13 protein-coding genes and 1 pseudogene are annotated in these 13,274 nt (G+C 52.3%); 4 read left to right on the top strand and 10 right to left on the bottom strand.

Going from position 1 to position 13,274, the window contains the following annotated elements; translation table 11 throughout:
- Positions 1–88 precede the first annotated feature (88 nt).
- Positions 89–229: a YjjY family protein gene (gene yjjY, locus ABZJ92_RS05750; protein ID WP_001303782.1), complete on the bottom strand. Its 141-nt coding sequence runs from the start codon at positions 227–229 to the stop codon at positions 89–91.
- A 95-nt stretch (positions 230–324) separates the two neighbouring features.
- Here yjjY and arcA point away from each other — a divergent pair, with 95 nt between their 5' ends.
- A complete protein-coding gene (arcA, locus tag ABZJ92_RS05745; RefSeq protein WP_001194358.1) occupies positions 325–1,041 on the top strand; it encodes a two-component system response regulator ArcA in 717 nt (238 codons plus the stop codon).
- A 58-nt stretch (positions 1,042–1,099) separates the two neighbouring features.
- Here the strand turns inward: arcA and creD are convergent, their stop codons facing one another.
- Genes creD through creA form a run of 4 tightly spaced genes read right to left on the bottom strand, consistent with a single transcriptional unit; the run spans position 1,100 to position 5,109 of the window.
- Positions 1,100–2,452 (bottom strand): cell envelope integrity protein CreD, encoded by a 1,353-nt coding sequence (gene creD / locus ABZJ92_RS05740; RefSeq protein ID WP_000920341.1) that lies wholly within the window; start codon positions 2,450–2,452, stop codon positions 1,100–1,102.
- A 57-nt stretch (positions 2,453–2,509) separates the two neighbouring features.
- Positions 2,510–3,934: a two-component system sensor histidine kinase CreC gene (gene creC / locus ABZJ92_RS05735; RefSeq protein WP_001219565.1), complete on the bottom strand. Its 1,425-nt coding sequence runs from the start codon at positions 3,932–3,934 to the stop codon at positions 2,510–2,512.
- Entirely contained in the window at positions 3,934–4,623 is a 690-nt protein-coding gene (gene creB / locus ABZJ92_RS05730) for a two-component system response regulator CreB (protein ID WP_001188683.1), read from the bottom strand. The genes creC and creB overlap by 1 nt, the downstream gene beginning before the upstream one ends.
- Positions 4,624–4,635: 12 nt before the next feature.
- Positions 4,636–5,109 carry a protein CreA gene (creA, locus tag ABZJ92_RS05725; RefSeq protein ID WP_000875487.1) on the bottom strand — a complete coding sequence of 158 codons (474 nt, stop codon included), beginning with the start codon at positions 5,107–5,109 and terminating at the stop codon, positions 4,636–4,638.
- Between the two features lie 210 nt (positions 5,110–5,319).
- Here creA and robA point away from each other — a divergent pair, with 210 nt between their 5' ends.
- A complete protein-coding gene (gene robA / locus ABZJ92_RS05720; RefSeq protein ID WP_000371666.1) occupies positions 5,320–6,189 on the top strand; it encodes an MDR efflux pump AcrAB transcriptional activator RobA in 870 nt (289 codons plus the stop codon).
- Here robA and gpmB read toward each other — a convergent pair.
- A complete protein-coding gene (gene gpmB, locus ABZJ92_RS05715; RefSeq protein ID WP_000942344.1) occupies positions 6,186–6,833 on the bottom strand; it encodes a 2,3-diphosphoglycerate-dependent phosphoglycerate mutase GpmB in 648 nt (215 codons plus the stop codon). The two genes, robA and gpmB, sit on opposite strands and share 4 nt — an antisense overlap.
- A 51-nt stretch (positions 6,834–6,884) precedes the next feature.
- On the opposite strand from gpmB, the pseudogene yjjX reads away from it, so the two are divergent.
- Positions 6,885–7,405, top strand: a pseudogene (gene yjjX, locus ABZJ92_RS05710) (inosine/xanthosine triphosphatase).
- A gap of 84 nt (positions 7,406–7,489) precedes the next feature.
- Here yjjX and trpR read toward each other — a convergent pair.
- On the bottom strand, positions 7,490–7,816 hold the full coding sequence (gene trpR, locus ABZJ92_RS05705; RefSeq protein ID WP_000068679.1) for a trp operon repressor: 327 nt from the start codon (positions 7,814–7,816) through the stop codon (positions 7,490–7,492).
- Positions 7,817–7,905: 89 nt separating this feature from the next.
- The gene (sltY, locus tag ABZJ92_RS05700; protein WP_353765428.1) at positions 7,906–9,843 is read right to left on the bottom strand and encodes a murein transglycosylase; all 1,938 of its coding nucleotides are present in this window, start codon (positions 9,841–9,843) and stop codon (positions 7,906–7,908) included.
- 210 nt (positions 9,844–10,053) lie between these two features.
- Here sltY and ettA point away from each other — a divergent pair, with 210 nt between their 5' ends.
- Positions 10,054–11,721, top strand: coding sequence for an energy-dependent translational throttle protein EttA (gene ettA, locus ABZJ92_RS05695; RefSeq protein ID WP_000046745.1), 1,668 nt, complete (start codon positions 10,054–10,056; stop codon positions 11,719–11,721).
- 106 nt (positions 11,722–11,827) lie between these two features.
- Here ettA and nadS read toward each other — a convergent pair whose 3' ends face one another.
- Positions 11,828–11,995 carry a NadS family protein gene (nadS, locus tag ABZJ92_RS05690; RefSeq protein WP_000007444.1) on the bottom strand — a complete coding sequence of 56 codons (168 nt, stop codon included), beginning with the start codon at positions 11,993–11,995 and terminating at the stop codon, positions 11,828–11,830.
- Positions 11,996–12,028: 33 nt separating this feature from the next.
- Positions 12,029–13,261 carry a multifunctional transcriptional regulator/nicotinamide-nucleotide adenylyltransferase/ribosylnicotinamide kinase NadR gene (gene nadR, locus ABZJ92_RS05685; protein WP_000093812.1) on the bottom strand — a complete coding sequence of 411 codons (1,233 nt, stop codon included), beginning with the start codon at positions 13,259–13,261 and terminating at the stop codon, positions 12,029–12,031.
- Positions 13,262–13,274: the final 13 nt, after the last annotated feature.

Genomic DNA, 13,274 nt, shown 5'->3' with positions numbered 1-13,274 from the left:
TTTCATCAAACTGTTAACGTGCTACAATTGAACTTGATATATGTCAACGAAGCGTAGTTTTATTGGGTGTCCGGCCCCTCTTAGCCTGTTATGTTGCTGTTAAAATGGTTAGGATGACAGCCGTTTTTGACACTGTCGGGTCCTGAGGGAAAGTACCCACGACCAAGCTAATGATGTTGTTGACGTTGATGGAAAGTGCATCAAGAACGCAATTACGTACTTTAGTCATGTTACGCCGATCATGTTAATTTGCAGCATGCATCAGGCAGGTCAGGGACTTTTGTACTTCCTGTTTCGATTTAGTTGGCAATTTAGGTAGCAAACATGCAGACCCCGCACATTCTTATCGTTGAAGACGAGTTGGTAACACGCAACACGTTGAAAAGTATTTTCGAAGCGGAAGGCTATGATGTTTTCGAAGCGACAGATGGCGCGGAAATGCATCAGATCCTCTCTGAATATGACATCAACCTGGTGATCATGGATATCAATCTGCCGGGTAAGAACGGTCTTCTGTTAGCGCGTGAACTGCGCGAGCAGGCGAATGTTGCGTTGATGTTCCTGACTGGCCGTGACAACGAAGTCGATAAAATTCTCGGCCTCGAAATCGGTGCAGATGACTACATCACCAAACCGTTCAACCCGCGTGAACTGACGATTCGTGCACGCAACCTGCTGTCCCGTACCATGAATCTGGGTACTGTCAGCGAAGAACGTCGTAGCGTTGAAAGCTACAAGTTCAATGGTTGGGAACTGGACATCAACAGCCGTTCGTTGATCGGCCCTGATGGCGAGCAGTACAAGCTGCCGCGCAGCGAGTTCCGCGCCATGCTTCACTTCTGTGAAAACCCAGGCAAAATTCAGTCTCGTGCTGAACTGCTGAAGAAAATGACCGGCCGTGAGCTGAAACCGCACGACCGTACTGTAGACGTGACGATCCGCCGTATTCGTAAACATTTCGAATCTACGCCGGATACGCCGGAAATCATCGCCACCATTCACGGTGAAGGTTATCGCTTCTGCGGTGATCTGGAAGATTAATCGGCTTTACCACCGTCAAAAAAACGGCGCTTTTTAGCGCCGTTTTTATTTTTCAACCTTATTTCCAGATACGTAATTCATCGTCCGTTGTAACTTCTTTACTGGCTTTCATTTTCGGCAGTGAAAACGCATACCAGTCTATATTACGAGTCACAAACATCATGCCGGCCAGCGCCACCACCAGCACACTGGTTCCCAACAACAGCGCGCTATCGGCAGAGTTGAGCAGTCCCCACATCACTCCATCCAGCAACAACAGCGCGAGGGTAAACAACATGCTATTGCGCCAGCCTTTCAATACCGCCTGCAAATAAATACCGTTCATTAACGCCCCAATCAGACTGGCGATTATCCATGCCACGGTAAAACCGATATGTTCAGAAAGCGCCAGCAAGAGCAAATAAAACATCACCAATGAAAGCCCCACCAGCAAATATTGCATTGGGTGTAAACGTTGCGCGGTGAGCGTTTCAAAAACAAAGAACGCCATAAAAGTCAGTGCAATCAGCAGAATGGCGTACTTAGTCGCCCGGTCCGTTAATTGGTATTGATCGGCTGGCGTCGTCACTGCGACGCTAAACGCGGGGAAGTTTTCCCAGCCGGTATCATTGCCTGAAGCAAAACGCTCACCGAGATTATTAGCAAACCAGCTGCTTTGCCATTGCGCCTGAAAACCTGACTCGCTAGCTTCCCGTTTGGCTGGTAGAAAATCACCTAAAAAACTGGGATGCGGCCAGTTGCTGGTTAAGGTCATTTCGCTATTACGCCCGGCAGGCACCACAGAAAGATCGCCGGTACCGCTTAAATTCAGTGCCATATTCAGCTGCAGGTTCTGCTTCCGCCAGTCCCCTTCGGGTAAAGGGATATGCACGCCCTGCCCGCCTTGCTCTAACCCGGTACCGGGTTCAATGGTCAGTGCCGTTCCGTTAACTTCAGGCGCTTTCACCACACCAATACCACGCGCATCCCCGACGCTAATCACAATAAAGGGCTTGCCTAAGATGATATTTGGCGCGTTGAGCTCGCTAAGACGCGAAACATCGAAATCGGCTTTTAGCGTTAAATCACTGTGCCAGACCTGACCGGTATAAATCCCTATCTTGCGTTCTTCCACGTTCTGATTGCCATCAACCATCAATGACTCAGGTAACCAAAAATGGATAAAACTTCGTTTCCGCTCCACGGTTTTATCCTCTTCCTGCACCGTATAAAGCTCGGTCACAGGAATAGCGATAAGCGGCCCAACGAGTTTTTGCGGCCCGCTGGTACTTTGGCGAATCGCATCTTCCACATCGCTACGGTAATCGGCACGTTCGACAATCACTTGCCGAATCAGCATTATCGGAATCAACAACAGCAATACTGCACCAAACAAGGTGGTCATTTTCCAGAACAGGGGGGATTTCAACATAGTCTTCTCCTTTGCAATGGCAGCAGGATACGAAGGCTATGTGGGAAGAATTTGAAGCTATGTGAAGTGACGGTGAAGTCGTAGCGAGGCCAGCACGCCACCTTCCTGCACGTTGCGCAGCGTGACTTCGCCGTTAAACAAACGGGCGACCTCACTGACGAACGCCAACCCCAGACCGCTGCTTTTTTGCCCATTTGCACGCGGCAAAGAGTAAAAGCGTTCAAAAATACGTGACAGCGCGTAGTCAGGAATACCACTACCGGTATCCAGCACCTTAAGCGTGACGTGTTCCTGATCCACTTCGGCGCTTAGCGTTATGCAACCGCTCTCGGGAGTAAAATCGATGGCGTTATCCAGTAAATTCCCCAGCGCCTGATCCAGTAACGCCGGTTCAGCAGCAACATTAACCTCGGTGGGCATAACATGCAAAGTGATGTTTTTTTCTGCCAACTGCACGGTGCGCGCTTCGCTGACGCGGCGAAATAATGCCGCCACATCAACAGCAGTCAGAACGACTTCCTGACGATTCTCCAGTCTTGCCTGGCGTAGTAACGTTTCCACCAGCGCCTGCATTCGCGCATTTTGTGTCAGAATGTTGTCAGTAAAACGAGCCACTACTTCAGGCGGCGGACCTTCGCGTAAAATTTCCGCCGCGCCACGAATCGCCGCCAGTGGGCTTTTTAGCTCATGGGTTAACGCATAAACATACTGCTCAATATAGTTTTTCCCTTCCAGCTTCACGCGCATACTTTCCAGCGCCTGCGCGAGTTTACGCAGCTCGCTACTACCGAGATCGGGAAGAGGAACGGGCTTATTGTCAGTGACGGAATCAGCATAGCGAGTGAGCCGGGCAATGGAGCGGTTGATCCACCAAACCATGCCTGCGCCAATCACCAGTGCAATCCCCAACAAAATGGCGCTGGCCCATAAAATTCGCCGCTCGCTGCGTTTAATGACCGGAGCCATCGCCGCGTTCGGTTTGCCTACGCTCAAAACGCCAATAAGCCGCGAGCCGCCCATAATCGGCGCGGCAACATACATCACCGAACTTTCGGGATCGGCAGGATTTTGCAACGTGCTGCGCGCACCATACTGACCACGCAACGTTAGCCAGACGTCATTCCAGCGCGAATAATCCTGTCCAACGGCTTTATTTGCCGAATCGAACAATACTTTGCCATGCGCATCGGTCATATAGACATGATATTCATTGCGCACTTTGTTAATGCCACCAATATTGGCGCGAAACGGGCGATGTTGTAGCTGATTAAACGCCTGCGCCAGTTGCCCATGCGTTGGGTCCCCAGAGAGCAAATCGGGACGCGCCAGCTCCGCAAGTAACGTTGCCGTGTCGATCAACGTCCCCTCCGTTGCTCTTCGCACGCCCGGTTTAACTTCTTTGACAAAAATAGCCAGTACGAACCAGGCCGCCACCGCCACCAGTAAAAAATAGCCCAGCAGCAACCGCATGCCGATACGCATTACAAGCCCCTCAGGCTATATCCCATGCCGCGATGAGTATTAATCGGTGAAAGATCGGGGTTGATGGCGCGCAGCTTGGCACGCAGCGTTTTAATGTGGATATCGACGGTGCGATCGTAGGTGTCCTGCGCATCTTCCCACACGCTATCCATTAGTTGCTGGCGGGACCAGACGCGGCCTGGCGACTTGAGTAACGTCTTCAGCAATAAAAACTCATACCGCGTCAGCGTTAATGGCGTGTCAAACCAGCTGATCTGCGCCGCGGGTTCATTCAATTCAAAATGACCAATACGGATGACGGGAGACGGCGTCGAGAACTTCTTCACCCGACGCAGTAAGGTGCGCACCCTGGCGCACACTTCGCGGGGTGAAAACGGTTTAGCCACATAGTCGTCAGCGCCAATTTCCAGCCCAAGCAGGCGATCGACCTCTTCACTTCGGGCCGTCAGGAACAGTACAGGTAACGCCGGATAGAGCGCCAGTAACTGGCGGCACAATTCAAAGCCACTGATATCAGGCAAACCAACGTCGAGAATCATGACGTCGGGAACCTGCTGGCGAGCTTTATCCAGCACCGGCAAACCTCGCTCAAAGACCTCGACGGCAAAACCTTCCTGCTGCAACATGTAGACCAGCGTGTCGGCTATCCCTTGCTCATCTTCCACTAACCAGACCGTTTCCCGTTGCATAAATCGCCTCTGTTATTGCCGCCACGGCATGACAGGAACCGCGCTAATCGCGTTTTTCGGCGAACCTTCTACAACTTTGTCGGAGTAAGCCAGATAAGCGAGCGCGTTGCGTTTGGCGTCATAAAAGCGCACGACCTGTAACGACTTAAAGACCAGGGACGTGCGTTTTTTGAATACTACCTCGCCCTGAGCTTTGCCGTTTTTAATACGATCCGACAGTTCAATCGGCCCGACTTGCTGACAAGAAATGGCCGCATCGGAGGTATCTTCTGCCAGGCCCAATCCCCCTTTAATACCACCGGTTTTCGCCCGGCTCACATAACAGGTGACATTTTTCACATCGGGATCGTCAAAGGCTTCCACAACAATTTTGTGATCCGGGCCGATCATTTTAAATACGGTGTCGACCGAACCAATCTCTTCTGCATGAGCCAATGGCCCCAGCATTATCAGGCTTAAAGACAGGATCAAATGCTTGTATTTCATATTGTTACCATTTTTATCTATTACACGAGCAATTAGTTCGTCACGGTAAATAACATATTGATTAAGAACAAAATCTCAATTCTTTTATTTCCGTCAAGCCCTAAAACATACTCTACTAAGAAAAAAACACTGAATGCTAAAACAGCAAAAAATGCTATTATCCAATTACCTGATGTCAGGTGCTCGTTGTTGAAAGGATGAGGATATTTTATGGATCAGGCCGGCATTATTCGCGACCTTTTAATCTGGCTGGAAGGTCATCTGGATCAGCCCCTGTCGCTCGACAATGTAGCGGCGAAAGCAGGTTATTCCAAGTGGCACTTACAGAGAATGTTTAAAGATGTCACTGGCCATGCTATTGGCGCGTATATTCGTGCTCGTCGTTTGTCGAAATCGGCGGTCGCACTACGCCTGACTGCGCGTCCGATTCTGGACATCGCGCTGCAATACCGCTTCGACTCTCAACAGACATTTACCCGCGCATTCAAGAAGCAGTTTGCCCAGACTCCTGCACTTTACCGCCGTTCTCCTGAATGGAGCGCCTTTGGTATTCGCCCGCCGCTACGTCTGGGTGAATTCACAATGCCAGAGCACAAATTTGTCACCCTGGAAGATACGCCGCTGATTGGTGTTACCCAGAGCTACTCCTGTTCGCTGGAGCAAATCTCTGATTTCCGCCATGAAATGCGTTATCAGTTCTGGCACGATTTTCTCGGCAACGCGCCGACCATTCCGCCGGTGCTCTACGGCCTGAATGAAACGCGTCCGAGTCAGGATAAAGACGACGAACAAGAGGTATTCTATACCACCGCGTTAGCCCAGGATCAGGCAGATGGCTATGTACTGACGGGGCATCCGGTGATGCTGCAGGGCGGCGAATATGTGATGTTTACCTATGAAGGTCTGGGAACCGGCGTGCAGGAGTTTATCCTGACGGTATACGGAACGTGCATGCCAATGCTCAATCTGACGCGCCGTAAAGGTCAGGATATTGAGCGATACTACCCGGCAGAAGACGCCAAAGCGGGAGATCGCCCAATTAATCTGCGCTGTGAACTGCTGATTCCTATCCGCCGTTAACGCTGCAGCTCATCTAATGCAGGGGCGTCCAGATGCGAGATGTCCCCTGCGGTTTCAACGACCCAGCCAGACGCCAGCCACAGGCTTTCCTGATAATCCACGCGCGAAATAGAACAGTTACGCAGACGTAAGCGGCGCTCTGCCCATGCTGGTAATCCGAGAATCGTACTCACCAGACATCCCAGTGCAATACCATGGCTCACCAGCAGCGGTCGGCTTCCCTGCGGTAAGTCCCGGCAAGATTCCAGTGCCGCATTGACGCGATCGCTGAGCTCCTGCATTGACTCGCCTTCAGGAATACGCCCGTCAACGGTGCCATTGACCAGCTGCCGACGCCAGTTCTCTTCTTCTTCGGTCAGAGAATCGATATGTCTTTTTTCCAGCACACCCATGTTTAATTCACGCAGGCGAGAATCAAAGATGATGTCACAGCCGCAGGCCTGGGCGATGATTTCCGCCGTACGCCGGGTGCGTCCTAAATCGCTACTGATAATATGCGTAATGCCAAGCTCTTTGGCACGGGTTGCCACCTGCATCGCCTGTTGCTCACCTTTGGCGGTCAGCGGGCTGTCAGACTGGCCCTGAATACGTCGCTCGGCGTTCCACTGCGTTTCACCGTGGCGGACTAGGTATACCTGTAACATGCTTTTTTTCCGTATACTGCTGTAACGTTAATTTTCTGAGTAATGCTGATTATGCACCAAGTTGTCTGTGCGACCACCAATCCCGCTAAAATTCAGGCCATTCTGCAGGCATTTCACGAGATCTTCGGCGAAGGATCCTGCCATATTGCATCCGTTGCCGTCGAGAGCGGTGTACCGGAACAACCCTTTGGCAGTGAGGAAACGCGCGCTGGCGCACGAAATCGGGTAGCAAATGCCCGCCGTTTACTTCCAGAGGCTGATTTTTGGGTGGCGATTGAAGCTGGCATTGATGGCGACAGCACTTTCAGTTGGGTGGTGATTGAAAACGCCAGCCAGCGCGGCGAGGCGCGTTCGGCAACTTTGCCGTTACCTGCGGTGATTCTGGAAAAAGTTCGTGAAGGCGAGGCGCTTGGTCCCGTGAGTCGCGTTATACCGGTATTGATGAGATTGGTCGTAAGGAAGGGGCGATCGGCGTGTTTACCGCCGGGAAACTCACTCGCGCCAGCGTCTATCACCAGGCGGTGATCCTGGCGCTGAGTCCGTTTCACAATGCCGTGTATCAGGCATTGTAGGACGGATAAGGCGTTCACGCCGCATCCGACATTCGGTGCACGATGCCTGATGCGACGCTGCCGCGTCTTATCAGGCCTACAAAATCAATCGCTTTTCAGCAACACCTCTTCCAGCCACTGACGCAGCTCCACGGGCGCGGCTTTCAGGCTGTTAGATCCACGCGTAATCGTCGCGATGCCCGCGCCGAGTTCATTTTTTAACTCACGCTGACTCATTTCGCCACGCAACAGCTCTTCGACAATACGCACGCGAGTCCCCAACGCTTCGCGCTCATCTGGCGTCAGCATCAGGTTTAACAACGGTAAATGGAGATCGTTTTGGTAGGCATTCTTAAGCAGGTCGACAAAACGTAACCACTCCTGGTGACGCTGTTCTGCCATCGCTGCTGAATAGGGTGATTGTTGGGCCATAATATGTCGCCATTGTTAGCGGGGGAAGCAAAATGACTCCCCCGGTTGTACTCGCTAAAGAGTACGATAGCATATCATAAACGTGCGGATCAGTAACGACGTCCCCATTCCGTGGCGCTCATCAACGTCGGTTTATCCCCCATGAAATAGCGGTAGTAAGCATCATAAGCCAGCACGTTCTTCACATAACCGCGCGTCTCGGAGAACGGAATACTCTCGACAAATGCCACAGCGTCGATACGCCCGGCGCTGTTGCCAAGCCAGGTTCGCACCCGTCCAGGTCCGGCGTTATAAGCTGCTGAGGAGAAAATACGGTTATTGCCAAACTGCTGATAAACATATTGCAGGTAACTGGTGCCAATGTTGATGTTCGTTTCCGGATCCAGCAATTGCCCAGGGCTGCTATAACCAGGAATAGAGAACATCTTCACCGTATGGGTCGCTGTACCAGGCATAATCTGCATCAGGCCGCTGGCCCCTACCGGTGATTTCACTTTCGGATTCCAGGCGCTCTCCTGACGGGCAATCGCCATCGCATAGCTTTGCGGGATCTCTTTCACACTGGTGTAACGTTTGAAAAGATCGTTGTAAGCCAGCGGGAATCGCTCTTCCAGATGATCCCAAAGCTTCCCGGCGATCGTTGCCTGAACGCTAAGATCCCACCATTGGTTATTGAAAGCATACCGAGCCAGTTGAGCCTGCTCTGTTTTTGACTTGCTCTTCACCAGATTGGCCCACTCGCTACGCGCGGTATTATCGAGATTCCAGTACATCAACTCGCGCACGCGCGCCATCTCCGGCCCCTGAGTCAGGGTGCTGTCAACATTCTGCGGCGCTTTATCAATCTTCAGCTCATACTCTTCACCGATGCGTTGTGCTGCAACCATCGGGTAGAAACCACGCTGTTGTATGAGTTGATGCAAAATCTCTTTCGCTTCAGCTTCACGTCCGCGTTCCAGCAATAAATCCGCCTGCCAGTAACGCCATTCATCTTTCTCTTTTGCTTCCATCGGCAGACGCGCCAGCCAGGTATTCAGGCCGCGACGATCGCCGGTGCCAAGCGCCATTCGCACACGGCGTTCAATCAACGACGTGGATTGCGAGCGCATAATGGCGTCATCGCGCCATTTCGCCTGCTCATCGGTGACATCATTGCCCATCAAACGCCAGGCGACGATATCGCGCAGCTCCTGAATCTGATCTTCATTAAGCTGCTGCGCCTGGGCAAGCGACGGGATCATCAGCCGTGCATTTTCGGCATCCTGCCGCGCCACACTGGCAAACGCCACCGCCGCCATTTGACGGGTAAAATCGGTCGCGCCGGTTGTACGCGCGAAGGTCAGTACCGTATTAGGGTTGTTCGCCAGTGAAATGATTGCCGAGGCGATAGTCTGGTAATCGGCAGGCATCTGCCCTGCCAGCACTGTTACCAGGCCTGTGTTACCCGCTTTCATCGCCAGACGGATACGCTCTAAATACGCCAGCGGATCTTGTTTACCTGACGCACGCCAGACGCTAAATAACTTGTCACAGGCGTTAGGCTGGCTCTTGCCGGTTAGCCACAGCTCTTTCGCCCCTTGCCAGGCTTCTTCACTCTGCCCGGTGTTCCATTTCGCATAGTAGTAATTACATTGCGCTTCGGTAGTTCCGGGCTTTTCCGGGCTAAAGGCTAACAAGCCACGCCAGTCTTCACGCCGCGCCAGTTCATTGACGAAACGAGATTGCAGCGTGCGAGCGGGAGGAAGCGTGGGGTTAGCGCGAACAAAGTTAGTGACCGTCACCGCCGGTTGATTCATCAGGTCATCGGTGATCTGGCGGTATTCCAGGTAGGGATAAAGCGGATAATCCTTCAGTCCAGGCATCATTTGTTCGACCACATCCATCTGTCGATTATCCCAGGCCTGCTTGATTTGCGCGTAACGGCTACGCTGCTCATCCAGTGAGTCGGCTCGCGCCACGCTGCTGACCGTCAGCAGACAGACACCGGCAGCCAACAGCCGCCAGGTAACTTGTTTGGCTTTTTCCACAAGCGCATCCTCTAAGTGTAAATACATCAATGCAGCGTCATGCCGCGTAATAGATTTATGCTAACCAGTCATTGCCGTTTACGCCACGTTACGGACACTTTTTTACTTTTACTGCGAAGGTGATCGACCAACTGGGATTAGGCGGGGAAACAGGCTACACTTCGCCTTTGAAAACTCATCATCACGATAAACATAGAGGCGAAGTCCAACGTGGCTCAATTCGTTTATACCATGCATCGTGTCGGCAAAGTTGTTCCGCCGAAACGTCATATTTTGAAAAACATCTCTCTGAGTTTCTTCCCTGGGGCAAAAATTGGTGTCCTGGGTCTGAACGGCGCGGGTAAGTCCACCCTGCTGCGCATTATGGCGGGCATTGATAAAGACATCGAAGGTGAAGCGCGTCCGCAGCCAGACATCAAGATTGGTTATCTGCCGCAGGAACCGCAGCTGAACCCGGAACACACCGTGCGTGAGTCCATTGAAGAAGCGGTTTCAGAAGTGGTTAACGCCCTGAAACGCCTGGATGAAGTGTATGCGCTGTACGCCGATCCGGATGCCGATTTTGACAAGCTGGCCGCTGAACAAGGCCGTCTGGAAGAGATCATTCAGGCTCACGACGGTCATAACCTGAACGTACAGCTGGAGCGTGCGGCGGATGCGCTGCGTCTGCCAGATTGGGACGCGAAAATCGCTAACCTCTCCGGTGGTGAGCGTCGTCGCGTGGCGTTGTGCCGCCTGCTGCTGGAAAAACCAGACATGCTGCTGCTCGACGAACCGACCAACCACCTGGATGCCGAATCCGTGGCGTGGCTGGAACGCTTCCTGCACGACTTCGAAGGCACCGTGGTGGCGATTACTCACGACCGTTACTTCCTCGATAACGTTGCAGGCTGGATCCTCGAACTGGACCGCGGTGAAGGAATTCCGTGGGAAGGTAACTACTCCTCCTGGCTGGAGCAGAAAGATCAGCGTCTGGCGCAGGAAGCTTCACAAGAAGCGGCGCGTCGTAAGTCGATCGAGAAAGAGCTGGAGTGGGTACGTCAGGGAACTAAAGGCCGCCAGTCGAAAGGTAAAGCACGTCTGGCACGCTTTGAAGAGCTGAACAGCACCGAATACCAGAAACGTAACGAAACCAACGAACTGTTTATTCCACCTGGACCGCGTCTGGGCGATAAAGTGCTGGAAGTCAGCAACCTGCGTAAATCCTACGGCGATCGCCTGCTGATTGATGACCTGAGCTTCTCGATCCCGAAAGGGGCGATCGTCGGGATCATCGGTCCGAACGGCGCGGGTAAATCGACCCTGTTCCGTATGATCTCCGGTCAGGAACCGCCGGACAGCGGCACCATCACTTTGGGTGAAACGGTGAAACTGGCATCGGTTGATCAGTTCCGTGACTCAATGGATAACAGCAAAACCGTTTGGGAAGAAGTTTCCGGCGGGCTGGATATTATGAAGATCGGCAACACCGAGATGCCAAGCCGCGCCTACGTTGGCCGCTTTAACTTTAAAGGGGTTGATCAGGGTAAACGTGTTGGCGAACTTTCCGGTGGTGAGCGCGGTCGTCTGCATCTGGCGAAGCTGCTGCAGGTTGGCGGCAACATGCTGCTGCTCGACGAACCAACCAACGACCTGGATATCGAAACCCTGCGCGCGCTGGAAAACGCCCTGCTGGAGTTCCCGGGCTGTGCGATGGTTATCTCGCACGACCGTTGGTTCCTCGACCGTATCGCCACGCACATCCTGGACTACCAGGATGAAGGTAAAGTTGAGTTCTTCGAAGGTAACTTTACTGAGTACGAAGAGTACAAAAAACGCACGCTGGGCGCAGACGCGCTGGAGCCGAAGCGTATCAAGTACAAGCGTATTGCGAAGTAATGCGTAAAATGCCGGATGCGGCGCGAACGCCTTATCCGGCCTACAAAACCAGCAATTTCAATACGTTGTAAAACTGTAGGCCTGATAAGACGCGGTAAGCGTCGCATCAGGCATTGAGCACCGAATGCCGGATGCGGCGTGAACACCTTTTCCGGTCTACAACAGCCTTAGCATCCTCAATTTCGTGGCGGGTCACCCGTGCAGGTTTTTTCAAACCTTGTTTAATCTCGACAGCCTCTTCCAGAGAGGTTTTCAACTCATCAAAAAAACTCATTTTATACCTCGCCTTTGAGCAGTTTCGTCACGGTTATCCTTGCTCCCCCATCATCTCCCGCACCAGCTCCACGCAGCGCAGGAAACGGCTGTCGTAATCGTCCTCTTCAACCCGCACGAATTCGATATTGTTCTCTTCCAGCATCTCCACCAGCAAGTTCTGGAACTCTTTGCGATCCACCGAACTGCCGAGGCTGCGTAAACCATCCGCCACCCACGGCGTGTTGTTCTCCAGCAGGATCACCAGATCGAAACGGTATTCATCAATCAGCGCCTGCACGAACGGATGCTCACGCCCTTCGTACTTTTTGCAGAACGCCTGGGTAGTGACAAAATCGGTGTCAATAAACGCCACTTTATTGGCGTATTTCACTGCAAAATCAATGTATTGTGCGTGACCCAACGCGATTTTATCGTAGTCGGAATACTGCAATGCGATTTCATCACCGCCGAGGTGTGAAAAGACATAATCGCGGCCATATTCCCACGCACTGGTGGTGTTGAAGATATTGGCAAGTTTGTTTACCAGGGTGGATTTACCGCTCGACTCGCCGCCAAGGATCGCCACGGTACGCACAAAAAACGGCTTCACTTCGGTAGGAATATATTCCCAGTAGCGGAACGGGTTTTCGCGGATCTGCGCACCGCTGATACTCATAAAGGTACGTTTCGGATCGACCAGCACCGTCTCGATCCCCAGATGTTCCATATACTGTGGCGCATCGGCTTCTTCCGAGGTGTAGATCAGGTCCGGCTGGATCCCCTTTTCAGCCATAAACTTTTTGATGCCGTTGCTCCACACATCCCAGCCATGCGGATACGGCTCCATGCCCTCTTCGTTGAAAGCATGAATACGGATATTTTTCTGATATTTAAAGGTTTGCAATAGCCAGCGCAGACGATCCGGCACCGTGGGCTGCTGCGACATGGCGCTGTCTTCAAACAACGCGCGGTCGCGGGTATCGTCAAAACCCATAATGATATGCAGCTCGTCAACCTGGCTACAGGCGCGCTGGATAAGGTAGATATGTCCGGTATGCAGCGGGTAGAACTTACCGAATACGACACCAATGGTTTTCTTCTGCCGGGGAAATTCAAGCCCCAAAAAACGGTGCAATGCCTCCAGCTTTTGCGCGCTGGGGCTTTTAATTTTGGCATTCAGTAACTGGCTTAAATACCCTTTGGTCATACCGCTGGCATCAGCTACCTGCTGTAGCGTGCAGCCCTGTTGCTTGATGGCAGTTTTCAGGTAATCAAATGACGACATATCTCCCTCCGTA

Source organism: Shigella sp. FJ200513, from assembly GCF_040495915.1.
Taxonomy (GTDB): Bacteria; Pseudomonadota; Gammaproteobacteria; order Enterobacterales; family Enterobacteriaceae; genus ECMA0423.
The sequence above is the reverse complement of the archived record's forward strand: the minus strand, read 5'-3'. Positions and strand labels throughout refer to the sequence as shown.